18 protein-coding genes are annotated in these 26,659 nt (G+C 47.6%); 11 read left to right on the top strand and 7 right to left on the bottom strand.

Annotated elements, in window-relative coordinates:
• Positions 1 to 260: 260 nt before the first annotated feature.
• From NC796_RS20925 to metH, 5 genes are all read right to left on the bottom strand, one after another.
• Positions 261 to 1,193: an ABC transporter permease subunit gene (locus NC796_RS20925; RefSeq protein WP_310687441.1), complete on the bottom strand. Its 933-nt coding sequence runs from the start codon at positions 1,191 to 1,193 to the stop codon at positions 261 to 263.
• Positions 1,186 to 2,133, bottom strand: coding sequence for an ABC transporter ATP-binding protein (locus NC796_RS20920; RefSeq protein WP_310687438.1), 948 nt, complete (start codon positions 2,131 to 2,133; stop codon positions 1,186 to 1,188). The genes NC796_RS20925 and NC796_RS20920 overlap by 8 nt, the downstream gene beginning before the upstream one ends.
• Before the next feature lie 2 nt (positions 2,134 to 2,135).
• Positions 2,136 to 3,320 carry an NEW3 domain-containing protein gene (locus tag NC796_RS20915; RefSeq protein WP_310687436.1) on the bottom strand — a complete coding sequence of 395 codons (1,185 nt, stop codon included), beginning with the start codon at positions 3,318 to 3,320 and terminating at the stop codon, positions 2,136 to 2,138.
• Positions 3,321 to 3,871: 551 nt separating this feature from the next.
• Complete coding sequence (locus NC796_RS20910) at positions 3,872 to 4,603, bottom strand: hypothetical protein (RefSeq protein WP_310687434.1); 732 nt, start codon at positions 4,601 to 4,603, stop codon at positions 3,872 to 3,874.
• 412 nt (positions 4,604 to 5,015) lie between these two features.
• Complete coding sequence (gene metH, locus NC796_RS20905) at positions 5,016 to 8,705, bottom strand: methionine synthase (RefSeq protein ID WP_310687433.1); 3,690 nt, start codon at positions 8,703 to 8,705, stop codon at positions 5,016 to 5,018.
• 394 nt (positions 8,706 to 9,099) lie between these two features.
• Between metH and NC796_RS20900 the strand changes: the two genes are divergently transcribed.
• From NC796_RS20900 to NC796_RS20890, 3 genes are all read left to right on the top strand, one after another.
• Positions 9,100 to 11,130, top strand: coding sequence for a tetratricopeptide repeat protein (locus NC796_RS20900; RefSeq protein ID WP_310687431.1), 2,031 nt, complete (start codon positions 9,100 to 9,102; stop codon positions 11,128 to 11,130).
• A 219-nt stretch (positions 11,131 to 11,349) separates the two neighbouring features.
• Positions 11,350 to 12,318 carry a methylenetetrahydrofolate reductase gene (locus NC796_RS20895; RefSeq protein ID WP_310687429.1) on the top strand — a complete coding sequence of 323 codons (969 nt, stop codon included), beginning with the start codon at positions 11,350 to 11,352 and terminating at the stop codon, positions 12,316 to 12,318.
• A gap of 145 nt (positions 12,319 to 12,463) precedes the next feature.
• Positions 12,464 to 13,237 carry a hypothetical protein gene (locus NC796_RS20890; RefSeq protein WP_310687427.1) on the top strand — a complete coding sequence of 258 codons (774 nt, stop codon included), beginning with the start codon at positions 12,464 to 12,466 and terminating at the stop codon, positions 13,235 to 13,237.
• A gap of 80 nt (positions 13,238 to 13,317) precedes the next feature.
• Here NC796_RS20890 and NC796_RS20885 read toward each other — a convergent pair whose 3' ends face one another.
• Positions 13,318 to 13,770 carry a CHRD domain-containing protein gene (locus tag NC796_RS20885; RefSeq protein WP_310687425.1) on the bottom strand — a complete coding sequence of 151 codons (453 nt, stop codon included), beginning with the start codon at positions 13,768 to 13,770 and terminating at the stop codon, positions 13,318 to 13,320.
• A 521-nt stretch (positions 13,771 to 14,291) separates the two neighbouring features.
• Between NC796_RS20885 and NC796_RS20880 the strand changes: the two genes are divergently transcribed.
• From NC796_RS20880 to NC796_RS20855, 6 genes are all read left to right on the top strand, one after another.
• On the top strand, positions 14,292 to 15,551 hold the full coding sequence (locus NC796_RS20880; RefSeq protein WP_310687423.1) for an MFS transporter: 1,260 nt from the start codon (positions 14,292 to 14,294) through the stop codon (positions 15,549 to 15,551).
• A gap of 289 nt (positions 15,552 to 15,840) precedes the next feature.
• Complete coding sequence (locus NC796_RS20875; RefSeq protein ID WP_310687421.1) at positions 15,841 to 16,686, top strand: hypothetical protein; 846 nt, start codon at positions 15,841 to 15,843, stop codon at positions 16,684 to 16,686.
• Positions 16,687 to 16,928: 242 nt separating this feature from the next.
• Positions 16,929 to 18,215 (top strand): phosphopyruvate hydratase, encoded by a 1,287-nt coding sequence (gene eno / locus NC796_RS20870; RefSeq protein ID WP_310687420.1) that lies wholly within the window; start codon positions 16,929 to 16,931, stop codon positions 18,213 to 18,215.
• 185 nt (positions 18,216 to 18,400) lie between these two features.
• A complete protein-coding gene (recF, locus tag NC796_RS20865; RefSeq protein WP_310687418.1) occupies positions 18,401 to 19,531 on the top strand; it encodes a DNA replication/repair protein RecF in 1,131 nt (376 codons plus the stop codon).
• Between the two features lie 197 nt (positions 19,532 to 19,728).
• Entirely contained in the window at positions 19,729 to 20,031 is a 303-nt protein-coding gene (locus NC796_RS20860; RefSeq protein ID WP_310687416.1) for a DUF721 domain-containing protein, read from the top strand.
• A 39-nt stretch (positions 20,032 to 20,070) separates the two neighbouring features.
• Complete coding sequence (locus tag NC796_RS20855; RefSeq protein ID WP_310687414.1) at positions 20,071 to 21,081, top strand: CdaR family protein; 1,011 nt, start codon at positions 20,071 to 20,073, stop codon at positions 21,079 to 21,081.
• A 26-nt stretch (positions 21,082 to 21,107) separates the two neighbouring features.
• On the opposite strand, the gene NC796_RS20850 is transcribed toward NC796_RS20855, so the two are convergent.
• Positions 21,108 to 22,364, bottom strand: a complete 1,257-nt coding sequence (locus tag NC796_RS20850; RefSeq protein ID WP_310687413.1) for a 4-hydroxy-3-methylbut-2-enyl diphosphate reductase — start codon at positions 22,362 to 22,364, stop codon at positions 21,108 to 21,110.
• Positions 22,365 to 22,623: 259 nt separating this feature from the next.
• Here NC796_RS20850 and NC796_RS20845 point away from each other — a divergent pair, with 259 nt between their 5' ends.
• Both NC796_RS20845 and NC796_RS20840 read left to right on the top strand, forming a co-directional pair.
• Positions 22,624 to 23,199, top strand: a complete 576-nt coding sequence (locus NC796_RS20845; RefSeq protein WP_310687411.1) for an RNA polymerase sigma-70 factor — start codon at positions 22,624 to 22,626, stop codon at positions 23,197 to 23,199.
• A 314-nt stretch (positions 23,200 to 23,513) separates the two neighbouring features.
• The gene (locus NC796_RS20840; protein WP_310687409.1) at positions 23,514 to 26,657 is read left to right on the top strand and encodes a TonB-dependent receptor; all 3,144 of its coding nucleotides are present in this window, start codon (positions 23,514 to 23,516) and stop codon (positions 26,655 to 26,657) included.
• Positions 26,658 to 26,659 lie beyond the last annotated feature (2 nt).

Genomic DNA, 26,659 nt, shown 5'->3' with positions numbered 1-26,659 from the left:
ACTCCCGGCAGCAGCTGGTCGATCAACTCATGAGCTACATCAAAGACTATAACCAGAAGAACGCAAAACCATTCAACTGGACCTATGGAAAAGAGTACCTCACGAATTAAGTGGTAATGACACTAGGCATAATAGCACCTTAGAGGAATTGAAAGAATTGGGTACGGACGTAGCATGCTACGTCCCAACGATAACCCTTAGAGGAATTGAAATTACGATGCTCGAATAACCCGCAACCCGTAATCCTCCTCAGATTCAACTTACGCCCGGATTTCTTGCCTCATGAACAGCACGTAAGAGACCCCGAAGCAGAAGAGTGTGGCAGCTACCAACGCCGTGATATTCGGCCAAACCAAGAGCATGCTCTGGCCCAGCGGCAGCGTGGAGGGGATGGTACCGGTTACCTGCTCAAAGCTCAATGCGCCCAGGCTTCGTATGGAGGGCGTTAGTAAAATGGTGGTTAACTCGTTAAACAGGAAGTTGGGGGATACGCGCGAAAACATAACCGATAGCTGTTGGGCCGAAGAGGGGTAGTAAGTCAAGGCGTTGGCAATAAAACGGACCAGCATCGAGAAAAATACTGAGAAGAATAACCAGATGGAAAGTACAGACAGTGCAGAGGTCGATGACTGTCGGAATAATATAGAGAAGGTGATGCCGAGGTTCAGCCAAAAGGCGATATACACACAGGTGAATAGCAGGAACACAAGAATCCGGATGAATTCACCGAATGCGGGGGGAAGGCCGATGAAAATGATGCCGAGTCCCAGAATCAGCAATCCCAGAGAAAAAACCAGCGCAAATATAAGTGCCAGGGCTCCCACAAATTTGCTGTTTATGAAATAATCTCTTGGAATCGGCTGGGATATGATACGGCTTAGCGTGCCCTTGTCCCGCTCCGAATTTACCGCGTCAAATCCCAGGGCAATGCCTACCAGGGGTCCCAGGAATCCGATCAGGGTGATAAATGGGGGTAGATTGCTGGTCGATTCGGTGAAAAGCTTCAGGTAGAGGAATGTAGAATCAGCGCTGAGCTTGGCCGGGTTATCCTGTATGACAGAGAGCACTGTGTATATTGAGCCGGAAGTAGTCAGCAGAACCAGCCCCAGGAGAATGACAAACCGCCAGCTCCTGATGTGTTCAGAAATCTCTTTTTGGACCATTATCCAGAAAGGTCGCATAGTCTTATCCATTGATGGTACCTCCTTCAAAATAGTGTTGATAGATTTCGTCGAGACCATATTCCTTGTATGAAAGCCGGTACAATTTGCCACCGTGTTGGGCGACTTTTTGGGATATCAACGGGGCGGCATCGCGGCTCCCCTTAATTGTCAGGGTCTCCCCATTTCGGTGTATCTCTTTGATCGGACCCTCGGTTTTCAGCTCTTCCACCAGCTGATCCGTAATCGGATCGATCTCGGCGGTAATGGAGGTGTCTCGACCTCCGAACAGCTTTTCTGCCAGTTCGTTGATATCGCCGAGTGCTTGCAGTTGTCCATCCACAAGGATGCCCACACGGTCACATATTTTCTGCACCTGGTGCAGCAGATGGGAGCAAAGCAACACTGTGATTCCTTTTTCCTTGCTCAACTTCCGGATCATCTCCAGGAAATCGTTTATGCCCTTCGGGTCGATGCCGATTGTAGGCTCATCCAGGATCATAATTTCCGGTTTTTTGATCAGCACGTCCGCAAGCCCCAGCCGCTGGGTCATGCCCTTGGAGTAGGTCTTGGTCTTGTCCTCGGCCGCCTCCGACAGGCCCACAATCTCCAGCAGTTCTCTTGCCGACTTCGTGGCTTCTTCCCGGGGAATACCGTTCAGCATAGCTGTGTATACCAGGCTTTCCAGTCCGATACTGTTATCCGAAAAGCCGACTTCGTCTGGCAGGTAGCCCGTGACACGTTTCACCTCAATCGGTTGTGAAGTGGAATTATATCCCTTTATGATTACGGAACCCAAAGTTGGCTCGGTTAGACCCAACAGCGTCAGGATGATGGTTGTTTTCCCTGCACCATTGGGGCCCAGCAGCCCAAAAATTTCTCCCTTTCCAATCTCCAGGTTCAAATGGTCTACGGCGCGGGTATCGTCATAATCTTTTACCAGCTCCTGTATGGTGATCATCGGTTCGGCCATGGTTATCGCCTCCCGTATGTTTTAAACAGGTAGGAGATACCACCGATGACAATCAGAATGATCAGGATGCCGATGGAGCCCCATGTTACCGACTGGTTGACTGTTACGCGAAAGCCGGCTTCAGATGAAGCATCCGGGGTGTCGGCGGTGATGTTTAACCGGTAATCCCCGGCAATGGCTTTGCTGCTGGCCTTGATGGTGGCGTTGACCGTCTGCGATTTACCGGGTTCGATCATCGAGATTTCCTTGCTGTCAAATTCCACATTCCATCCTGTGGGAGCGGAAGAACTGAGCCCGATATCACGCAGCGGTACGGTGCCGGAATTTTTTACCAAAAGAGGGATTGTTTGCTCTCCGCCTGCGGTTACTTCCGTGCTCAGCCGGCCTGTGGGAGTCGTCAAATCGAGCCCGTATTTGCCCTTGATAACAGCCTCGAGCGTTGCCTGTGCCGATGTGTTTCCTGATTGTGCCTCTATAGCAATACTCGCTGTATCAGCTGCAGTTTTGGGAGCGGGCTTCACTTCAACCCGTATATCCTTGCTCTCATTGGATGCCAGGCTAACAGACGTAACATACTTGCCGCTCGATCGGAACCGGACATCCCAGCCCCGGGGTGCTTCAGAACGGATGGCGTAGTTTTGTTCCTGTGCCGTCTGGTTATTCAGGGTAAAACTGTAGTTGAAATTTGAGTCGGCATATCCTTCCATATTGGCCTGGTCAACCTGGAGTTCAGTCTGGAAGGTGCCCTGTTCGGTAACGCGAATAACCAGTGGCAGTTCATGCTCCAGGCCACTGTCAGTGTTGGCTAAAACCCGGAAACGATAGACTCCTTTCTTAATCCTGAGAGGAACGTCCAGGTTGAGTTCAACCGTTTTGCCTGGGTTTTCGGGGTCCAGTTCCCTGGGCTTCACTGCTATTTGTTGTATGGTATTTGTGCCCGCAATAAAAGTGGGATTCCAGCTGTTGGGCAGGCTAACCACATCCAGGCTTATGTTTTGAATACTGCCGGTATTGTTAATGATTTCGATATCATAATTCAGTGATTGTCCCGGAGTAACTGAACGGCTTATGTAGGGAGTGTATAGGTTTATCCCATTGTCGGGCGGTTCAGCGTGTGCTATTTGAGGTGCAAAACAAGACGAGATATAAAGTAGAACTGTAAGTGTGGCAGACGTTATCTTCCCCATAACTAAATATTTTACGTTTAGTTAAAAGCTTTATTAGACAATTATGTTGAGTGATATTCCCCCCAGACCCTGCCAACATGGATCCGTTTCACTTGTGATAGGAAAAGGCTGTCAAAAAGTGAAATGCTGCTCTATGGTAAGATTTTCTGTGAGAGCATGCGTCGAATTTTAGCTTCCTTCACACTTTTAACAGGTCCGTCAGGATCATGAGAAAATTATCAAGAAAACTGTGGCCTAAACAGCCAATGCAATAACTGCGATAACGGGAATTTATTATTCCCTTTTTAAATCGGTCAAAAAATTGTTGAATTGGTCTCAAAATTTCAAGACCTATCACGCGGTGTGTCTACGATAAGAAGCGAGACGACTTCTATCCATGTTTTGAGCAAGTTAATTTTGCTGGCAGCCTTTTCGTCAGGCACGATTACTGCTCTTTTTGGGGGCGGTTCTGTAGCCCTTTCGTCGGTTATTTCCTGCCAACTTCTTTTTTTAAGCGCTAAAAAAATGAAAAGCAAGTTCGTCTCACCTCTCACATCTGCCATCTCACGTTCTTATGGTTTTATCTTTCTCTGCAGGTACCAAGCGATAAAGCTTGAATCCTCGATATTCAGTTCAAATTTATATCCGGCGGCCTCTTTCACATTTTTGAAAAAGACCAGCCCACGAACATAGTCTCCGGGGTGCAGATCGGTGATCCGCAGGGTTTCCAGCTCCCAGATCTCCCGTCTTTGTTCCAGGTTCATGAGAGCATATTCATAGTTGTCCTGCCTGATCTCATACTCCACGTATTCGTATTCTATCTCTTCGATGACTTCGTTGCCCTCTTCCTCCGAATCAGAAAGTAAGGCGGCGGTGACCCCGAGCCCCACTGAGGTTAGGAACAGGGCATCTTCCGTCTTTTGGGAAGCTTTGTTTTTGGATATCATCTTGTCAATTTCGAGAAGCTGGATTTCGGGATCGTATGCCCAGTTATGAGTTATAAAGTCTGTGAATGCAGAGTCAGCATACGCTCCCATAGCGATTGCTCCAAAGTTGGCAGGATTGACTCGGACCGGGGTGTTACTGTAGTTAGCGACCTCAATATCCATGGCAAACATATCCCCGGAATGCCGGTAATAGGCCAGGGTTATCCCGATACTGTCCTGTTCCAGGGTGAGGTATTCGACGCCTTTGTAAAAAGTTGTTGGTCCCTGTTCGGGAGCTAATCGAAATACCGGCTCAGGTGAGCAGGAAGATAAAAACAGGAGCTGTACAACTAATAGAACTTGAAGCCGGGATCCCATACGCCTCCTTTTGATTATATCCCATGTTCATCAAAAAATAGAAAATAGATTTTACGGTGAATACTGCATGTTCATGCTAGATAAAGCAGAAGAGAAGTAATGAGCGCTTAGAATTGATGACGGATTACCGGTGAAGGGTTTTGGCTAGAACTCTGAATTCAGAATTTAGTGGGTTTAACCCGTTGATTTTGGGATCACTCAAATACCTCAGTTAAGTGGAGATCCTTCGGCACCAGAGGTGCTCGGCCGGACGTCCCGCACCGGAGGTACGGAACGAGATTGGAAGACAGACCAAAATATTTTCAGAATTGTGATGTAAGGGCACGGTGCACCGTGCCCCTACAGATATAAAACTTTAATCAGGTCTTGAATCTATCGAATACAAGGATCGTCTCACGTTTGCCATCTCACGTTAATCCGGATCATACTCCAGGTTCGACTGCAGCCAGCGCTCCATCTTTTCAAGGGACATCCCTTTGCGGCGAGCGTAGTCTTCTACTTGATCTTTTAGGAGATTACCCACGTTAAAATAGGTGGATTCCGGATGGGCAAAATAAAGACCACTTACGGAGGCCGGCGGTGTCATCGCAAACGATTCCGTCAGCTCAATGCCGGTCGTTTCCTGTACATTCAGCAGGTCAAACAGGATGTCTTTTTCTGTATGATCAGGCTGAGCAGGATATCCCGCAGCCGGACGAATACCCGTATATTCCTCCCGGATCAATTCTTCGTTGTTAAAGTTCTCATCGGGAGCGTATCCCCAGTATTCTTTTCGCACTTTTTCATGCATCAGCTCAGCAAATGCTTCAGCCAGTCGATCGGCCAGCGCCTTAGTGAGGATCGCCTGGTAATCGTCGTGCTGTTCCTCAAATTTCGTGGCCAACTCTTTGGAGCCATGTCCCGCTGTTACTGCAAAACCGCCAACATAATCGGCAACTCCGCTTTCTTTGGGAGCTACAAAATCAGAAAGGGCCTTGTTGGGCTGTCCACGCCGTTTTTCGGCCTGTTGGCGAAGCGTGTGCAGCACCGTGCGGCCTTCGGAGCGCGATTCATCAGTATAAACCTCGATATCATCGCCCACGCTGTTGGCCGGGAACAGGCCGATAACACCGTTGGCAGCGAGAAGCTTTTCCTTAACGATGCGGTCGAGCAGTATGCGGGCATCGTCATAGAGTTTTTGTGCTTCTTCTCCATACTTCTCATCCTCAAGGACGGCGGGGAAACGACCCGGCATCTGCCAGGTAATAAAGAAAGGGCCCCAATCGATATAATTCCTGAGCTCTGACAGGGGATAATCCTTAAACAAGTGGATTCCCGGTTTTTTAGGTTTCACAATCGGGGCTTTATCCCAGTCGATCTCTGTCTTGTTACAGCGCGCTTCTTCCAGCGGCAGGTAGTTCCGTCGGTCCGATCTTCCTTCATGTTTTTTGCGGAGCTCTTCATACTCTTTGGCTGTATCTTTAACAAAACCGTCGCGCAGTGTTTTGGAGATTAAGTTACCTGTTACAGAGACGCTCCGGGAGGCATCCAGCACATGGACCACCGGCTGATCATACATTGGTTCAATTTTCACGGCAGTGTGCAGCCGGGAGGTCGTGGCCCCTCCGATCATGAGCGGCTGGTTGAACTTTTCACGTTTGAGTTCTTTGGCAACATGGACCATCTCGTCCAGCGAAGGTGTAATCAGACCGCTCAGGCCGATGACGTCCACGTTTTGGTTTTTGGCTTCTTCGAGGATCTTTTCAGCGGGAACCATCACGCCGAGGTCAATCACATCAAAATTATTGCAGCGCAGCACCACGCCCACGATGTTTTTACCGATATCGTGGACATCGCCTTTAACGGTGGCCAGCAATACTTTGGCTTTGGGTTCAGTGTTGTTGTTTTTTTCCTTCTCTTTTTCAATGAAAGGGATCAGGTGGGCAACGCCTTTTTTCATGACGCGAGCGCTCTTGACGACTTGTGGCAGAAACATTTTTCCTGATCCAAACAGGTCGCCCACCACGTCCATTCCGGCCATCATCGGTCCCTCGATCACTTCAATCGGCTGGTCAAACTGCTGGCGGGCCTCTTCCACATCATCCACAATATAATCCACAATGCCCTTCACCAGCGCATGTTTAATCCGCTCTTCCACCGGCTGTTCACGCCATTCCTCTTTTTTGGTCGTTTCGCCGGATTCCTCATCCTTGATGGTCTCGGCATACTCCAGGAGTTGCTCGGTGGCGTCATCGCGACGGTTTAGCAGCACATCTTCCACCAGCTCGCGCAGTTTCCCCGGGATCTGTTCATAGACCTCCAGCTGCCCCGCATTAACGATCCCCATATCCATGCCTGCATCGATGGCGTGGTAGAGGAAGGCGGAGTGCATCGCTTCTCGCACAGGGTTGTTGCCTCGGAACGAGAACGAGATATTGCTGACACCGCCGCTCACTTTGGCAAGCGGGAGGTTCTCCTTGATCCACTTGGTGGCTTTGATGAAGTCAACGCCGTAGTTGTTGTGCTCCTCGATGCCGGTGGCTACCGTCAGGATGTTGGGGTCCATAATGATGTCCTGCGGCTTAAAGCCGACCTCTTCGGTAAGAATGTTGTAGGCGCGCTCACAAATTTCGATACGCCGCTCAAAGCTGTCGGCTTGTCCTTTTTCATCAAACGCCATGACAATGACGGCCGCACCAAAGTTCAGGATTTCGCGGGCGTGATTCTTAAATTCTTCTTCGCCCTCCTTTAGGCTGATGGAGTTCACTACCGCTTTCCCCTGCACGGTTTTCAGCCCGGCTTTCAGGACCGACCACTTGGAGGAGTCGATCATGAGAGGGACGCGGGAGATATCGGGTTCGGAGGCGATCAGTTGCAGGAAGTCGCTCATGGCCTCTTCGGAGTCGAGCATGCCTTCGTCCATGTTTACATCCACGATCTGGGCGCCATTCTCCACCTGCTGTCGTGCCACCGACAGTGCTTCCTCAAAATCACCCTCCGTGATCAGCCTGCGGAATTTACGCGAGCCCATCACATTGGTGCGTTCCCCTACGTTCACAAAGTTGGTTTCGGGACGCACCACCAACGGTTCCAGTCCGCTGAGGCGAAGATAGGGCTCCGGATTGGGGATTGTTCTCGGTTCATATTCTCCGGCAGCTTCCGCAATCGCCCTGATATGTTCGGGGGTGGTACCGCAGCAACCACCAACAATATTCACAAAATCGGATTCAGCATATTCCCGGAACTGATCGGCCATAAACTCGGGCGTCTCGTTGTATTCGCCCATCTCATCCGGCAGGCCGGCATTAGGGTAGAGACTGGTAAAACAGGTAGAGACGTTTGCCAGCTCTTCGATGTAAGGGCGCATCTGTTTGGAGCCCAGCGAGCAGTTCAATCCCACACTTAGCAGATTCCTGGTGTGCGAAACGGAGATCCAAAACGCTTCTGTTGTCTGTCCCGAAAGTGTGCGGCCACTTTGATCCACAATAGTTCCCGAGATCATTACGGGAAAAGCCTGCCCGGTCTCTTCCTCGTGCTTGTGGATGGCATAGATGGCAGCCTTGGCGTTGAGTGTATCGAAGATTGTCTCCACAAGAAGAATATCCACACCGCCTTCGGCCAGTCCGCGTATCTGCTCGGCATAGGTCTCCACCAGCTTATCGAACGTGATGTCGCGATAGCCGGGATCCTCCACATCCGGTGAAAGGGAGAGTGTTTTGTTGGTCGGGCCTATAGCTCCGGCTACAAAACGCGGCTTTTCAGGATTTTTCTCGGTGAATTTATCGGCCACTTGCCGGGCATTTTTTGCTGAAGCTACATTCAACTCGTAGGCAAGGTTGCCCAAATGATAGTCGGCCTGAGAAATACGGTTGGCGCTGAAAGTGTTGGTCTCAATAATATCAGAACCTGCTTCCAGAAATTGGGAATGGATCTCTTTGATTATCCCGGGCTGGGTAATGCTCAGCAGGTCGTTGTTCCCTTTAAGGTCATGCTCAAAATCACTGAAACGGTCGCCGCGAAAATTATCTTCATCCAGGTCGTACCCCTGAATCATAGTGCCCATTGCGCCGTCCAATATCAGAATGCGATCTTTTAAAAGATCGTTAAGTTGATCAAATTTCATTGTCGGTAATCGAATTAGTAGGTACTTTAGGTTGCACAAAAATTCTTCCCAGAACCATTCGGGTGATTACCTTTTTCAGTTGATCTACCTAAAAAATCCTTAGATTTTATGGTAGATCGTAAATGGCTTGGTCCAAATTTTTGGAATCTCAATTTACAAATAATTAGGATATTACTTAAAAAATTATCGCGGATTTTTTTGGTGATTTTTAAGAAGGAAGTGCTCTCAATAAAATGTCCAGAGACTCTGAATCGCAGAGTTTCGGACTGCCCGATTTATATTACGGTAAGGAATCCAAAATAAATTTCGGTTTTACATGTTGGCTATGTTTTTCTCCGTTCTGCTTATGCTCTTGGTTGGCCCGGCAATAGGCCAGAATGGGAGTCTGTCTATTATGAAAACCAACGTACAACATGCGAAGATCGATACACAGAAGGTTGACTTGTTGGTTGAAAAAGGCCTGAAGGCACTAGATGCGGGGGATACAAAAAGTGCTTCATCTTATTTTCGAGACCTAAAAAGAATGTCAGATTCTGTTGGTTTTGTCTATGGACAATTGCAGGCATTGACGAATTTGGGGGATTTTTACTTGGTACAACAGAAATATGATTCAGCGGTAGCAGTTCTCAAACAGGCGGTCAATCTCAAGCCGGAACCACCGATTCTTACCGAAATAAAAAACTTGCTGGCCACCTCGTATCGATACCAGGGCAATAATCAGCGGGCGCTGGAGCTCTACGAAGAGGCGCTGTCCCTGGTGGATACTACAAAAGAAGGGAGAACAGCGGCCGGTATCGCAATGAATATGGCGGGGGCTTATATGAACCTGGGGCAGTCGGCAGAAGCATTTAAGAAGTACCACAAAGCGATTTCTTATGTTGAGGCTTCTGCTGATTCAACCTTTTTAGCGACTGCACTCAATAATGTGGGGGTAGCACATAATAGCGCAGAAAACTATGAAGAAGCCGCGCAGTACCTGGAGCGGGCTCTCAACATATGCAAAGATATCGGCTTTATGCCCGGGATGCTCCGGACTCTCATGAATTATGCTAATGCCAAGAGTGGGCTTGCGGCCTTTGAGGAGGCTGATTCCCTGTATCTGGAAGCATTGGAGCTTTCAAAGAAAGTCCGGCCGAATACGCCGCCGATACAGATTCAGTATAACCTGGGCGAATTGAAATTCAGGCAGGGAAAGATGGAGGAAGCGGCATCATGGTTTGAACAGTCCCTGGAAAACAGCCGAAAAGTGGGGATGATTCAGGGTATCTATTACAACTCAACAGGGTTGGGTAATGTGGCCCAAAAGCGCGGCGAAATAGCTGAGTCCATCTCCTGGTTGCAGGAGGCATTGGCTGTAGCAGAGAGATTGAATAATCCTTCTTTTTTAGAGGATACGCACCAAAAGTTATACGAACAGGAGAAGAACCAGGGCAATTTTGAGGCAGCTCTTACTCACTTGGAATCTGCCAAAACACTGTCTGACAGCCTGCAGACAGCCGAGCAGGATCGTCTGCTGGCTGAGTACAGGACGCGGCTCGATGTTGAGCGCAGGGAGCGGGAGAATCAGCAGTTGGTGGCCGAACGCGAACTCCAACAATCTCAGCTGGAGTTGCAGAGCTGGTTGCTGGGTATCGGTGCTTTTGTGATTATTGTTGTTGCCATTTTTGCAGGCCTGGTGTTTCGGGCAAACCGTGAGAAGAACCGGATCAACAGGGCATTGGAGGAACAAAAGAAAGAGCTGGAAGAGGCCAATGATGTCAAAAACAAGCTCTTCAGTATTGTGGCCCATGATCTGAGAACACCGCTGAGTGCCCTTTTAGGCATGATGGAGCTTTTCCGCGATGAGTCGTTATCCGAGGGGGAGATGCGGACCCTGTTTTCTGAGATGGAGCTCACGATGAAGCAGAATATGGATATCATGGAAAACCTGCTGGCCTGGGCCAAGCAGCAGATGTCCGGTCTTTCGGTTAATATTGAGACGCTGAATGCAAATAAAATTGCAGAAGAAATTTTGGACTCTCATACCTACAACGCTAGGAACAAGCAGGTTACAATAAAAAATAAGCTATCTGAAAGTCATAAGGTTCGCGGAGATTACAACATGTTGAAACTGGTATTCCGAAACCTGGTTTCCAATGGTATCAAATTTTCCGATGAGGGAGATGAGGTTGTTATCGATGCTTCGCCCCGGGATGGTAATATCCTGTTTGAGGTTCGGGATACTGGGATCGGTATACCTGCTAAGTTACAGGATACTATCTTTTCAAGCGTAAGTAAAAGTCGAAGGGGGACCCGGAAGGAACGCGGCAGTGGCATAGGTCTCAATTTGTGTAAAGAGTTTGTCGAAAAGCAGGGGGGAAGGATCTATTTTGAAAGTGAAGAGGGAGAGGGCACTGCCTTCTATTTTAGCCTTCCGGCGGGATAGGGGTAATAATTTTGGTTAGTGAAAACCCGCTATATACCTTATATTCTACAGTTTGTTTTAAAAATGTGAAAAGGGATATCATCCAGTTGAAAGAGGTCGGATCGAGTGTTTGTCTCTCTGTTATTTACAAGATCGCATTCTTTCTAATTTATTTATTTAGATTTAACTTGTTACCTTTTTCAAGTGTGAATTAACGATTATTTGATAATTTAAGAATTTATGAAGGTAATTGAGCATTACGACAAGGCCAGTGAGCCGCTTATCTCGTTTGAAATTATTCCACCCAAACGTGGGGGATCAGTGTCTGAGGTGTTTGAATCACTGGACAAAATTGTGAAATATAATCCGCCGTTTATCGATGTGACGTACCATGCGGCGGAGTCATACTTTGAAGAACTGCCGGACGGGACGATCAAGCGCCATATTAAACGGAAGCGTCCGGGTACGATTGGCCTTTGTGCTGCCATGAAACACAAGTATGGGGTCGATCCCGTTCCACACCTGATTTGCGAAGGATTTACAAAGGAAGAGACCGAAGATGCCCTCATTGAACTGAACTATCTTGGGATTGATAACGTACTCGCCATCCGCGGGGACGCTCCCGACGATAATGTACCACGATACAAAAATGGCACGTACAACGAATATGCGATCGACTTGGTGAGCCAGATCCAGGATATGAATGATGGAAAATACCTGGAAGATATTGTCAATGCCCATGAGACCAATTTCTGTGTTGGTGTTGCCGGCTACCCCGAAAAACATTTTGAGGCCCCGAACCTGGACCGCGACATTGCCCGCCTGAAAGAGAAAGTGGACGCTGGTGGAGACTACATCGTCACCCAGATGTTTTTCGACAATGATGCCTATTTCCGTTTTGTGGACAAATGTAGAGAGGCGGGCATTGAAGTTCCCATTGTGCCGGGATTAAAAGTGTTAACCCGCGAGCGGCACCTGAATTTTCTGCCCAAGTTTTTCCACCTGAATATCCCGAAGGCTCTCTCTGAAGAGGTTATTGCCGACCCGGACAATGCCCAGAATATCGGAATTGAGTGGAGTACGCAGCAGTGCATTGAACTACTGGAAGGCGGCGCACCCGGCATCCACTTTTATGTGATGGGGGATCCCACGCCCGCACTCGATGTCATCGATAAGCTTCCGCTTGGGGCTACGGTAAAGAAAAAATAACCTGCAGTTATATTCCCGTTTTACCTGATTCTGCCAGGAGGGATCAGCCAGCTGATAGCATTTTATCCATCCCGGAACCAATACATTCTCCATTAGTATAAACTATTCAATTCAAATTATACTAAATGGAGAGAGTTGAGATGGATTGGAAAAGACAAAGTGTACACTACCTGTTTTCTTGTTAGCTGTTGCAGTTGTAATGGCAAGTTGTGATATCGTTGGAAGTAATGGCACCGATGGAGTTCGCCAGATGAAAGTAATGATGTCAGTGGGTGGTGACAACTCTTTCGCCACGAATGGAGTTCAAGCAAAAGGCTGGCGTGACACAAACCAGGTTGAGCTCAGTCAGGTGAAAATGCTTATTAATGATCTAGAGCTCGAAAATGTGTCGGATGACTCCCTTGATTTTGAAGTTGACAACCTCGTAGTCAATTTGCCGCTCAATGGCGATACGCTGGAACTCACAAACCAACAGATTCCTGCCGGCCAGTATGATGAACTTGATATTGAAGTGGACTCTGATATTGTAGATGACCCTGATCTGAATGATGGAAACGACCGTTATTCTATTGTGGTCAAAGGTACGTACAACGGAGAGGATTTTACATTCCGCAGTAAACGTGAATTTGAGGAGGAGTTCAGGTTTAACCCGCCCATCGAAATTACCGACTCAACCACTACTGTAGCCCTAAATCTTTCTATTTACCTGGACCGTTGGTTTAAACATGCCGATCCCACGAATCCGGATGACCAGCAGAAAATTGAACGCAACATAAAGAGATCGTTTAACATTTTCAGCAAGTATGACGGGGACAAGGATTGGCGTGATCATCACCACGATGATGACGACTGGGACGACGATGATCATGAGGATGACAGAGATGACGATTGGGATGATGATGACAAAAGGGAAGATTGAAATCGTAAATTTCCATACGCCAGAGAATCTCTCTGCCATTCTAAACGTCATCTGATTTCGTTTTAGGTCCCAGGATTTTTTCAGGAAGAACCGGGTATGTCAATACCTATCTCACCGCTTTTGTGTTCGGAGCTCATAATTTTGATCGATAGTTCTCCATTGTGATACATCTCTTTGAGGGCTTCTGAGAGGTGAAACCGATTGTTTTCAGCTTTAAAAGTACCACCGGTGTGCTGCTCGTTCAGATCGGCATCAAACTTGAGCAGCTGGTTCACCGCCATGTCTTCCCTTGTAAAATACACTCCGCTGCTGTAATACGGCGCTGTTAAATCAGAAAAGGAGCCTTCAACGGTGAGAGTGTCGTTTTTAAGCGTAAGTGTGAGGGAACCCGTACCACTCGTTTGGACCGATGGAGTGAGTTTATACCCTGCCAGTATCAGTGTTTTTTTATTTGACTGGGCTTCTGCCTGGTATGTACCAAACAAACCAAAGCTAAGTAATACTATGGTGAGTAGTAACCAGTTGCGCCTCATGGCGACCTCCGTAATGTTTAGATGGTTTGATCATAAGTTTTAGTTGGTCAATGTATGTAACGAATCTTCTACCTCAAAAATTTATTGGTTGGAAGATTAACCGGATCTCCTCTGTGTGCGTCTTTTAATAGCACTTTAGAGGATTGAAATGAAACCCGTGCGGACGTAGCATGCTACGTCCCGACCTTTCAATAACACCTCAGAGGAATTGAAATCACTAGGCAGCACTGCACTTGGCTACTTAACGGGGCTTTTAATAGTATCTTAGGAATTGAAATAATTCTGTACAACACCTTAGATAAATTAAAAATCATCTTGAAATCGCTGATCTTCTTACGCACCGGGGTAGAGGAATTGAAATTTTCAAAGGGGAACTAACCCGCCAACCCGATCCCCACCAAATCCTATTTGGCTTTGCTATCCGAAATGATAAATTACAAGAGATATTACAGTTGGTAGCTCAACTAGTTTGTAAGAATGGGAAAGAGAAGTGAAAAGGGAACCTCAATAAATCTATCACTATGAACAGGCTACTTCAGTTTAAGTTGAGCGCCCTGATGTTTCTGGAATTTTTTATCTGGGGCGCGTGGTATACCACCGTAGCAGTTTTTATGACTGAACATGGCATGGCAGATTTAACGCACTGGCCTTTTACCGTAAATCCCATAGCCGCCATTGTAGCCCCCTTCTTTGTGGGATTTATTGCAGATCGTTATTTCGCGACAGAAAAAGTATTGGGTACGCTGCACATCCTGGGAGCTCTGTTTATGTTTTTGACGCCTCAGGCCACCGCCTCACCACTGATTTTTATTCTCCTTTTATTGGCCTATAACCTCTGTTATATGCCCACCATGAGTCTGGCAAACACCATCTGCTTCCACAACATTGAAGACCAGGAAAAGCAGTTCCCGGTCATCCGGGTTTTTGGCACCATCGGGTGGATTGTGGCCGGTCTTGGCATCAGCTTTCTCTTGGGATCTTTTGTAGCCGAAAATGTGCGTCCGGAAGAGACAGCGTTGCCGTTGTACTTAACTTCAGCAGCTAGTTTATTGCTGGGAATCTATAGTTTTGCCCTGCCCCACACGCCACCCCCTGCCGCCGGGGAAAAGGTGTCGGCCAGGAGTATTATCGGTATCGATGCACTCAAACAGCTCGGAAGCAAGTCGTTTTATGTCTTCCTGGTTAGCTCGCTTCTTATCTCCATCCCGCTTGCTGCCTACTACAATTTTACACAACTATACCTGGAGGGAACTGGGTTCCAAAACATCGCCGCCACGCAGACCATCGGTCAGATGTCGGAGGTGCTGTTTATGCTCCTGATGCCCTTCTTTTTCATTCGCCTGGGTGTCAAATGGATGCTCGGGGTGGGCATGCTGGCCTGGGTCGTTCGATACGGCTTGTTTGCACTGGGCGCTCCCGGATCGGTAACCTGGATGATTATTTTTGGCATAGCCCTGCACGGCATCTGCTACGATTTCTTTTTTGTGACCGGACAGATCTACATCGATAAAAAATCTAATGACAACATTCGCGGGCAGGCCCAGGGATTGATTATCCTGACCACCTACGGCGTGGGCATGTTCATCGGGGCACAGCTGGCCGGGGAGGTCTTCAACTTGTTCCTGGGAAGTGCTGAAGCCCTGACACTGCAACAGTGGCAGCAGTTCTGGTGGATTCCTGCACTATTTGCCGCAGCGGTCTTGGTCTTATTCTTGATCCTATTTGATGACAGAGTGATAAGTAAGGGAGAGGAGGTTGACCCGGAAGAGTTTCGGGTATAGGTAATGTCAGAAACGAAATCTGAAAAACATCCTGCCAGGAGTCTGTCGGGCTTAGGGAATTGTAACGAGAATCAGCCAAATTAGGATGGTTCGCAGTGGATTAGGCTAAGTTTGACAGACTCTTGGTTCCAAAAAAGTAATAACATGACTTTAGACCTCGTCTTGTAAGTAAGTTTGAAAGAATATTCTTAATTAACAGGAGAATATTTTGGTGAGACATAATTTTTTAGCGATCAGTAAGTTTTATATTATGTGTAGAGGTTCTATCTATTTAATTCATTCAGGAAAAATGGCTTTTAGAAAAGGTTCAATATTATCAGTGGTCACATTATTATTGGGATTGAGTTTGGTGCTGGACCCTGCCCCGTCATTTGGCCAAACACAAGAACCGGACGTGATACCGCTGCCGGAACCCAGAACCCCGTTAAGTGAGGGAAAACACAATTCGTTGGGTTTTGAGGTGATGATTAACAACTTTGGGTTCGGTATCGGAGGACATTATTCCCGCGTACTGGGACCGTTTACGCAGTTAACTTTTGAAACCGGCATTACCGGCATACGGGATGTGAGTGAACAGACATTTACCGATCCTTTTTTCGGTCAGCAGATCATTCCCAACAAGTATAACCGGGCAATGGCTTTTCCTTTTATGTTTGGTTTGAAGAAACGATTTTTTGCTCAAAAAATTTCGGATAACTTCCGGTTCTTTGTTGCAGGGTCCGGTGGACCGGTACTGGCTTTTGTATATCCCTATTTTAACGATTCCAATGGTAATGGGTTTAGAGACAATTTCATTATTAACACCGATAATGGCCCTGTCCGCCGTACAGAGAGTGTCAATGATTTTTTCTCGGGCTGGAAAGATGGCGAAACGCAGTGGGGTATGGCAGGAGAGTTTAAAGTCGGCGTCGATATCGGGGAAAATTTTTCCAAGCTGACGACCGTAGAGTTCGGTTACTACTTTTACTACTTCACCGAAGGCATCCAGATGATGGAACCGCGAAGGCCGGTCATTAACAACCAGGGACAGTATGTCCCGAATCCCGATGGAACCCTGGCCAGCGAACCATTTTTTGATGCTCAAAAATATTACGGTACTCCACAGATTACGCTTACCTTTGGCGGTATGTGGTAAGATATTTGGTGAAAAGGGAGGATGGAGACTGAAGAGCGAAAATCGTTAAAATCCTAAATTTGATTTGACAGCAGGGAACTAGAAAATATATTTCGTCTCCCGTCTCCCGTCTCCCGTCTCCCGTCTCCCGTCTCCCGTCTCCCGTCTCCCGTCTCCCGTTCTTTTCCCTTTATCCGTTGGTAAATTCATCGTACATTTCGACCTCTTATTTTAACCCACGGGTAATTAAATCAATAAAAAACATGAGTTTTATAGACGAAATTATTGGAAGGCAAATCCTTGATTCCAGGGGTAATCCTACAGTTGAGGTCGAAGTTGTATTGAATTCTGGTGTAGTGGGACGTGCAGCGGTCCCCTCCGGGGCATCTACCGGCGAATTTGAAGCGGTGGAACTTCGCGATGACGATGCAGAACGATATCTTGGAAAAGGTGTGACAAAAGCTGTTGAGAACGTAAACACACTTATTAGTGACGAGCTGATCGGGTACGAGATTTTCAACCAGGTGGAAATTGACAATACGCTGTTGGAAATTGATGGTACCAGCAATAAAGCTAAGCTTGGAGCAAATGCTATTCTAGGTGTATCCCTGGCGTCTGCCAGAGCTGCGGCGAATGCTCTTAATCTTCCTCTATGGCGCTATATCGGCGGGGTAAATGCCAAAGTACTTCCTCTGCCGATGATGAACATTATCAACGGCGGGTCTCATGCCGACAATAATGTGGATCTGCAGGAATTCATGATTATGCCTGGTGGTGCCAACACGTTCTCAGAAGCTGTGCGCATCGGGGCTGAGGTTTTCCACAATCTCAAAAAAGTATTGGGAAGTAAAGGTTACAGTACCGCTGTGGGTGATGAAGGTGGATTTGCCCCTGATCTCGATTCCAATGAACAGGCAGTGGAAGTCATTCTGGAAGCGATTGAAGAAGCGGGATATGCCCCGGGCGAAGATGTGGTTATTGCCCTGGACCCCGCTACTTCAGAATTTTTTAATGAAGAAAAAGGTGTTTACGAGTTCCGATGGAGCGATGGTAGTGAACGTTCAACTGAAGATATGGTTGAATTTTGGAGCGAATGGGTCGACAAGTACCCGATTGTCTCTATTGAGGATGCCATGGCCGAAGATGACTGGGAGGCTTGGGAGCAACTCACCGATGCCGTGGGAGACAAGGTACAACTGGTTGGCGATGACCTGTTCGTCACCAACACTGAGCGACTGGCCAGAGGTATTAAGGACGGCGTTGCCAACTCCATCCTGATCAAAGTTAACCAGATCGGTACGCTTACCGAGACGTTGGATGCCATTGAGATGGCGCACAAAAACGATTATACAGCCGTCATTTCTCACCGCTCCGGGGAAACGGAAGACACCACCATTGCCGACCTGGCCGTGGCCACCAACGCCGGACAGATTAAGACCGGATCCATGAGTCGCACCGATCGTGTGGCAAAATACAACCAGCTGCTTCGTATAGAGGAACAGCTGGGCGAAAACGCCATTTTCCCGGGCATGGATGCATTCGGGGTATAAAACCCGGATACACGTATTGCGAGCTTTAGCTCGCATCAAGATTTAAATTAATAATATATTCGCGAGCTGAAGCTCGCGGTACAACTTTGTTGGGAGGTAGTTGTACTACCGACCAGCACTAATAGCGAGGAAAATCCATTTCCTCGCTATTTTAGTTTGTAGCATTAATATTTGTACCATTCGGCATGCAGATCACCAAGCTTAAACTACAGAACTTCCGTAATCACATTGACACAGAGGTGGAGTGGGTTCCGCACCTGAATGTGATTACCGGTCCGAATGGCGCGGGCAAAACCAATCTTATCGATGCGATCCATTTTTTATGTATGAGCCGCAGCTTTGTAGCCAGCAGCGATCGCTATGTGGTCAACCAGGATTCTAAGTTTTTTATGGTCAAAGGTCATTTTGAGGGTAGCATCCGATCCAGCTTTGATGTAGGATGTTCCTACTCTAGTGGTGAAGGCAAAAAGATTTTCGTTAACGAAAGTCCATTGGATCGCCTCTCCGACCTGATCGGCATGGTGCCGGTGGTTGTGCTGGCCCCAGAGGACAAAAAGCTGACAAGCGAAGGGCCCTCCGAACGCCGTTCATTTATCGATTCCTTTATTAGCCAGATTTCCCCGCGATATTTGCGCGATTTGATGGACTACCGCAAAGTGCGGAAACAGCGAAACAAGTTACTCCAGGAATTCCGAGGCAGCCGCCAGGTACTGGAAGCCCACCTGGAGCCGTGGAATGTGCAGTTGATTGAGCACGGATCGCGAATTGTAGCCAAGCGAACGGAGGTCTTAAACCAGTTCCAGGACTACTTGGCCGAGGAGTATGAGTTGATCTCAGGCATGGAGCACCGCCCAAGCCTGGAATACCAGACGTTCTGTGAGCCCTCAGAATCTCCCGAGGAGATCCGGGAGCGATATGAGAAAGCGCTCAAAGAAAAGCAGGAACACGAGATGGAGCGGGAAGTTACCATTGTGGGACCGCACCGGGATGAGATCGTCTTTTATCTGAATGATTTTGAGCTGAGGAAATTTGGTTCACAGGGACAGCACCGGCTGTTTGCCCTGGCACTGAAACTGGCACAACTTTTTTATTTTTCCAATGAGCTGGATGATTTGCCCATTTTTCTGCTCGATGATGTGTTTGGTGACCTGGACCGCAAGCGAACAGAAGTGCTGCTGAATGCGCTTGAGGATCACGCCGGCCAAACCTTCATAACCTCTGCGAATCCTGTACCATTTGACGATTACGTAACGTTTAACGGTGAGAAGAACAGGAAGTACGAGGTCAGGGACGGCAACGTAGAGTTAGTGAAATAAAATTTACCAGCCGATTGGGTGGAGGAAACTGGATCGGAAGTTCGGGATTCTGAGTCCCTTTCAAAACTCAGCCTTGTGATTGGTAACCCGATCAATCAGGGTAACAATATCCAAATAAGCATTCAACGACAAAACACGTTATACTTAACTGGTTATTGTTTAAAGTTTGACCAATCCTAATTTGTTATTTAACAATTATGTCTCGATTTGGCCGAAACAAACCGAAGCCGTTAAAAGATCTGCTGAAAAATTTCCTGGACGATTATCCCCACAAAAATAGGCTCAAACGGGGGATGATTCTTTCCATCTGGCCGAGAGCGGTTGGGAAGAAGATTGCTGAAAAAACGGATAATATTTACTTCAAAGACGGCAAGCTGATCATTCATGTCAAGGACCCGGCCTGGCGCCACGAAATTCACATGCAGCGCTTTCAGATTCAGAAAAAATTAAACCGGGAGGTGGACGACAAAATAGTAAAAGAGATTGTCGTTCGTTCCTGAGTTATAGTGTAGCGATCAGTATTTCATTAAATTGATGCCATGATGAGCGAAATTAATTTCAGTCAAATTACGGAACGCCTCCTGACCTTTTGGGACAACCTGCTCAAAAGGGTAGATGATGAGGGGTCAAAAGCCTATTCACGAGAAAAAATCGTCGTTTTTGTCGTTGCTCTTATCCTGGCGCTCTGTTTGTGGTTTTTGGTGAACTTGAGTCGTGCCTATGTTCTGAATGTAAACCTGCCTATTGAACTCGGCAATATTCCGGATGACAGGGCATTGGCGGAAGATCTGCCCGATTTCGCTACAGTAAGCGTGCAGGGGGAAGGCTGGAAGCTACTTAACCTGTATAACAACCCGCCACAGATTTTTGTGGATGTAACCAACGGGGAGGTTAACCTGTACGACCAGGTGCAGCAGCAAATGAATGCCATTCCCGATCTCGATGTGCAAAAAGTCCAGCCACTGATCTTGAGCTTGGACCTGGAGGAGAAAATTTCAAAAAAAGTGCCTGTCCGCCCGAGTGTGACAGTCAATTTTGCTGATCAATTTGATTTCCTCAGCGAACCTAGAATATCACCAGACAGTATTACGATCTCGGGTGCCTCCTCCATTGTAAATAATATTATGGCCTGGGAAACCGATTCCGTGGCGTTGGGGGATGTTCGGAGTGATATTTCGCGGGCGGTAAGTCTGAAAGCCCCTCCGAACCTGTTAATCCTTTCTACAGATGCTGTGCAGTTTAACGCACAGGTGGCACAGTACACCGAAGGCGAATCAAAAGTCTTTGTGCGGACCCGAAACCTGCCAGGAGGGCAAAATATTACATTCAGTCCTGCTTTTGTAACCGTGAGATATACCGTGCCTATCGAGGAATATTCTGATGTTGTGGATATCAATCCATTTACGGCCGTGGTGCCCTACAGTGCAATCACCCAGGATCCCAGTGGCTTTGTGAGACCAGATATTGAGGTTTCTACCAACCAGTACCATATAAAGGTGGAATCGCACCAGCCGGAAAAAGTATCCTACTTTGAAGTCGTAGGAAATTAAAACCAAATTTGTGCCTTGAAATTTAGCTACGCCACTTCATCCAGCTTTTTCTCAAACGGTTTAATTACTTCCTCAACGTCCCTGGTTCCTTCGAAATGCGAGAGAATCTCCAGCAGCACTTCATCCACCAGCACATCCGGGCAGGAGGCGCCAGAAGTCAGGGAGATGGTTACCGGTTGATCTTGTTCAGAAGTTGGAAGCCAATCTTTTGTCTGCCTGATCTTTTTTACCCATTGGTTGAAATGGTTGATCAATTCCGGTGATTTTATCTCTTCGGCATCACGAACATGGTAAGTGGGGAAATGCTTCTCCAGGATCTCCACCAGGTGCATTGTATTGGATGAGTTGTAGCCTCCCACCACCACAGCCAAGTCGGATTCCGTTTCAGTCAACGCAATTGTGGCGGATTGGTTTTCGTTGGTGGCATAGCAGAGCGTGTCGGAGGTGTCCGCAAAATGATCCAGCACGTTGGCTTCCCCATATCGTTCGGCGGCAGCCTCTTTCAGAATCTCCATCACCTCTTTGGTCTCCGTGGCCAGCATCGTCGTCTGGTTAATGACGCCAAACCGCTCCAGGTCGTTTAGCGGGTCAAATCCCTCGGTACTCTTGTGCCCGAAATATTTCTCAAAATCAGACTCCGGTCGGTCGCCGGTCATAACTTCAGCCAGGATTTCGGCTTCTTCGGGATTTAGCACAACCACACTGGGCGAATGATTTGAACTGTGAGAAAATGTGGCACGCGTTTCTTCATGCTGGTGCTTGCCGTGAATAACCAGTGAATATCCCTTGTCGCCCAACTGCTGGCCGCGTCGCCATACCTTCTCTACAAAAGGACATGTGGTATTGTATTCATACGGGTCGATGCCTTTTTCTTTTAGCTTTTCCTGCATCTCGAGCGTGGTACCAAAAGCGGGAACGATGACAATGTCATCCTCATCCAGCGAGGATAGCGGAATGAGTTCGGTACCATCGGTTTTGAAAAGGAATTGCACTCCCCGCGCCTGTAGGTCTTCGTTGACGGTGGGGTTGTGGATCATCTCGCTCAGCAGGTAAATGTTGCGGTCGGGATGTTCCGCCACGGTCTTGTAAGCAATATCGATTGCATTTTCAACGCCGTAGCAAAACCCGAAGTGTCGTGGAATGTAAAATCGGACGGGCCCAAAGTCGAGCAGCGTCGGTTCCACATCTTTTTTCCGCGGATCCACCACCTTGTTGGCATCTTTTACCTTTCGGATGATCGGGGATTGATAGATTTCAGGGATGTCGAATTTTTTTCGTGCCATAACGCCTAAATATACGGAGCTTTCAGGGGAACATCAGTGAGAAAATTCTTGAAAAATGTTGAAAAATAAGTGGGACAGGTTTGCAGTATTTTCTTGAAAAAGAAATATTTTTGCATGGGATATGCTTGTTTCTATATTTTGAAGACTTGGTAAGGGGACGAATTTTGTGCTAAAAATCCATTCCAGCTTTCTATGGGGATAGGGATTTCAACGTTAACCAGTAAGCAGATGTAAGTTTAGAAGAGGTGCTAACCTAATTTTGAGAACAGCTCTAAACCACAAATTTGAGAACCCCGACCACTGGGTTGAACAGATCCGTAATGGGAATAAAGAGGCGTTCGAAAAACTGTTCCAAGAGTACTATGATGATCTGCACCGATTTGTTTGGGGATATATCGGCAGAGAAGATATTGCCGAAGAGCTCGTTCAGGATGTGTTTGTAAAGGTCTGGAAAACGCGTCACAAACTGGATCCCCAGCAAAAAATAAAATCCTACCTATACAGGATAGCGCGTAATCTTGCCATTGACTACCTACGGCATCGATCCACGGTCCGGGAATGGGAAGATGAAAAAAAAGCCCTTCATCGATTTTCAAATAATCCCACTTTTTTGGATGATGATCTTGATAAACAGATGAAGCTTGAGGATGTGAAGGCTGCCATCCAGGAACTACCCGAGCGCCGTCGACTAATATTTGTATTAAGCAGATTCAACCGGCTTACCTACAAAGAAATTGGTGAAACGCTGGACATATCTGTCAATACCGTTGAGACGCAGATCGTCAGGGCACTCAAGACACTCAGAAAAAAGTTCTCCTCCCTTTCTGAAAAGTAACTTCCCGCCCACTTTCTACGAGAAATAATCTGTCTCTTACCTATTCCCAACACGTGCAAAAAAATAAAATTGCCTGTCATGGGAATCTCCTTTCCGTACGTATTAGGTGACTAGAAGGAAAGTCTATCTTAGGGAAAATGACGAAGGGAATGGGAAAATTACTTTTTGTTTGTCTAAAAAGTAATCAGTTAAACCACCTGTCTCTGCTTTTCTTCTCTAAAACTAACTTAAGCATCAGTCTTGGGCGATTCCTGCTGCTCTGGTGGGGAGGTCGTGTCAAGAGATGTTAATTACTACAAAAAGGAGATATCAGAATGAATACAAAGTTGAGATACAACGTTGTTTTTGTTCTGCTTGTGTGTTTTACGTTTGTATTTAGCGCAAGTAGTTATAGTCAGGGAGTAATATCCGGAACGGTAATTGACGGTACTTCGGGTGAAACACTGCCTGGGGCCAACGTGTCAATTCAAGGGACGCAGATAGGGGCCTCTACCGATGCCGATGGGGAGTATACCATCTCGGATGTTGATCCGGGTACATACACGCTGGTGGCCACCTTTATCGGTTATCAGCAGAGTACGCAACAGGTCACAATTGCAAGTGGTGAAACGGTCGAAGCCAATTTTACTTTGACGGCAGCGGCAGTTGATATGGACGAGCTTGTCGTTGTGGGTTATGGCTCACAGACCCGTGGAGATCTGACCGGGTCGGTAGGCTCTGTTAATATGGAAGAGGCGGGAAACGCCGGCGGGGGATCGATTCAGCAATCCCTGCAGGGGCGTGTTTCAGGAGTGCAGGTAGTGCAAACCGGCGGTGGTAAACCGGGTGGTGCTATCAATGTGAACATTCGGGGTATCGGTACGATTAACTCCGAGTCGCCACTCTATGTTATTGATGGAGTCCCCGTTCAGGGAGGATCGTCCAGTCAGACGGGAACAGGCGTTCTCAATACGATTAATCCCAATGATATTCAGTCGATCGACATTCTGAAAGATGCTTCGGCAGCGGCCATTTATGGTTCACGTGCATCAGGTGGTGTTGTGCTCATTACCACAAAAAAAGGGAGCCGCGGTGGCCAGGTGCAGGTCAATTTCGAATCGTCCTATGGAACTCAGGTTCAGCCCAAACGCTATGACGTGTTGAATGCGGAACAGTATGAGGCCTACCTGCGCGATGTACATTCCGATCCCAACAGTTCGGGGCTGCCGGCCAATTTTGCGAACGGTCAGCGGCCTCCACATAATACCGACTGGCAGGACGCACTTTTCCGCCCCGCTCCACTCCAGAACTATAACCTGGATCTTTCCGGTGGGGGAGAAAATTCAACCTACAGTATCGGTCTGGGCTATTACGATGAGCAGGGTACCATGGTAGGATCCGAGTTTCAGCGCTATTCACTGCGCGCCAATACCCAGTTCGATGCCTCTGATAACATTACGTTCGGTGGTTCTGTATTGTTGAGTAAAAGCGATATTGCTCAAAATGATGCTGCCGGTGGACGTCGCTCAATAGAGCATGCCATGAAGCAGGCGCCGACCGTTCCAGTCTATGATGATTCATTCGTCGGTGGGTTTGGCTGGCCGGTAACGGCAGATGGCCAGGATGCCAGCAACCCGATTGCAACGGCACACCTTATTGACAATACGGTGGAGAGATATTCCGTGGTCAGTTCTATCTATGGAGAGATCTCCTTCCTGGATCATTTTACCTATAAATTGCAGGCCGGACTCGATTTCCAATACAATGATTCGGGAACCTATAACGACTACTACCAGCAGACCCGGAGGCTGGATGCATTTTCTTCTTTGAACAGAACGAGAAGCCAGAACCTGAATCCACTGATTGAACAGACACTTACTTATGATCAAACATTTGGTGTTCATGATGTAAGCGTACTTGCCGGTTTTTCTGCACAGTCATTTGATTACGACTTTGTCAATGCCAACGGCCAGGAGATGCCGCGCAATGTTCGTTCCCTGGGGGCAGCATCTTCTCAGCTGGGCGTAGATAGTGGAATCCAGGAAAGTTCACTCCGGTCACTCTTTGGACGGGTAACCTACTCATATGACAATAAGTATTTGTTCACGGGTAATATCCGTCGTGACGAATCTTCCAAACTCTTCAATGCAACTGACCCGGTGGGTATATTCCCATCCGTATCGGTTGGCTGGAGAGTCAGCGAGGAGGAGTTTCTTGCCAATTCCGATGTTATAAGCAACCTTAAGCTTCGAGCAGGTTGGGGGCAGCTGGGTAACCAGTCCGTACTAAGCAACTATCCCACCACGGTTAGTCTGAATACTAATTATTTCTATGTGTTGGGTGATACTGAAGTGCAGGGTATCGGGCAGTCACAGATGGCAAACCGCGATATTACCTGGGAGACCTCAATTCAAACGGATGTTGGTGTTGAGGTAGGACTGTTTAACGATATCCTTTCTGTAGACTTGGACTATTACAACCGGACCACAGAAGATCTGCTGTGGCCGGCACAGGTTCCTGAATCAGTTGGTTTAAGTGCGCCGTTTATCAATGCAGGTACCGTTGTCAACCAGGGTATTGAAGCGGCCGTCACGTACCAGCAAACATTCGGTGATCTTAATGTGAATCTTTCAGGAAATATCACCACGATCAATAATGAGGTTACCAGCCTCGGTGCAAATGATGATCTGGAAATCATTCCACCGGAAGCTGATGTAGCTGATGACGTACAGGATGTCTCCTTAACAAGAGTGGGTACACCTATCGGCCAGTTTTACGGCTATGAGTCGAATGGGCTATTCCAAAACTGGGATGAAGTGTATAATCACGCTACTCAGAACCAGGATCCCGATGGCGGACGTAACGCAGCTACTGCAAGCGAACACACCGCACCCGGCGATATCCGGTTTGTGGACCAGAACGGAGATGGAGCCATTACCCCGGAAGACAAGACTATTATTGGTAATCCCATCCCCGACTTTACCTATGGATTTACGGCAAGCCTGGGTTATAAAAACTTCGATTTTAACCTGTTTCTGCAGGGTAATTACGGTAATGAAATCCTGAACGGGGCGACCAAATGGCTGCAGGATTTCCGTCAGAATTTCAACCAGGGAGCCGCCTACCTGGATGCGTGGACACCGGAAAATACGGATACTGATATTCATCGCGTTGCGGCATTGGATCCGAACTCCAACATGTCTCGTATTTCTGACCTGTATGTGGAAGACGGTTCCTTCCTGAGGGTAAAAACCCTGACCGTCGGTTACACCTTTCCTACGGACCTGGTCAGCCAGGCGGGAGCTAATCGATTCAGAGTTTACGCCACTGCGCGCAACCTCTTAACGTTGACGGGATACAGTGGCCTGGAGCCCGAGATTGGATCATTGAGTACAGGAACGGCGCGAGATGCTGGTATCGACCGGTTTGTCTATCCACAAGCGAAACAGTTCCTGGTAGGGGTTCAGCTTGGATTTTAATT

This window comes from Aliifodinibius sp. S!AR15-10 (genome assembly GCF_031569985.1).
Lineage (GTDB): Bacteria > Bacteroidota > Rhodothermia > Balneolales > Balneolaceae > JAMQKA01.
Note: the sequence above shows the minus strand (reverse complement) of the source record. Positions and strands in the feature narration are given on the sequence as shown.

Bases quoted from the DNA above. Each gene is read 5' to 3' on its own strand.
- NC796_RS20855 (WP_310687414.1), top strand. From the start codon at position 20,071: ATGATGAGCGAAATTAATTTCAGTCAAATTACGGAACGCCTCCTGACC.
- NC796_RS20900 (WP_310687431.1), top strand. From the start codon at position 9,100: ATGAAAACCAACGTACAACATGCGAAGATCGATACACAGAAGGTTGAC.
- NC796_RS20860 (WP_310687416.1), top strand. From the start codon at position 19,729: ATGTCTCGATTTGGCCGAAACAAACCGAAGCCGTTAAAAGATCTGCTG.
- NC796_RS20925 (WP_310687441.1), bottom strand. From the start codon at position 1,193: ATGGATAAGACTATGCGACCTTTCTGGATAATGGTCCAAAAAGAGATT.
- metH (WP_310687433.1), bottom strand. From the start codon at position 8,705: ATGAAATTTGATCAACTTAACGATCTTTTAAAAGATCGCATTCTGATA.
- NC796_RS20915 (WP_310687436.1), bottom strand. From the start codon at position 3,320: ATGGGGAAGATAACGTCTGCCACACTTACAGTTCTACTTTATATCTCG.
- NC796_RS20880 (WP_310687423.1), top strand. From the start codon at position 14,292: ATGAACAGGCTACTTCAGTTTAAGTTGAGCGCCCTGATGTTTCTGGAA.
- NC796_RS20895 (WP_310687429.1), top strand. From the start codon at position 11,350: ATGAAGGTAATTGAGCATTACGACAAGGCCAGTGAGCCGCTTATCTCG.
- NC796_RS20840 (WP_310687409.1), top strand. From the start codon at position 23,514: ATGAATACAAAGTTGAGATACAACGTTGTTTTTGTTCTGCTTGTGTGT.
- NC796_RS20875 (WP_310687421.1), top strand. From the start codon at position 15,841: ATGGCTTTTAGAAAAGGTTCAATATTATCAGTGGTCACATTATTATTG.
- NC796_RS20920 (WP_310687438.1), bottom strand. From the start codon at position 2,133: ATGGCCGAACCGATGATCACCATACAGGAGCTGGTAAAAGATTATGAC.
- NC796_RS20910 (WP_310687434.1), bottom strand. From the start codon at position 4,603: ATGGGATCCCGGCTTCAAGTTCTATTAGTTGTACAGCTCCTGTTTTTA.
- NC796_RS20850 (WP_310687413.1), bottom strand. From the start codon at position 22,364: ATGGCACGAAAAAAATTCGACATCCCTGAAATCTATCAATCCCCGATC.
- recF (WP_310687418.1), top strand. From the start codon at position 18,401: ATGCAGATCACCAAGCTTAAACTACAGAACTTCCGTAATCACATTGAC.
- eno (WP_310687420.1), top strand. From the start codon at position 16,929: ATGAGTTTTATAGACGAAATTATTGGAAGGCAAATCCTTGATTCCAGG.
- NC796_RS20885 (WP_310687425.1), bottom strand. From the start codon at position 13,770: ATGAGGCGCAACTGGTTACTACTCACCATAGTATTACTTAGCTTTGGT.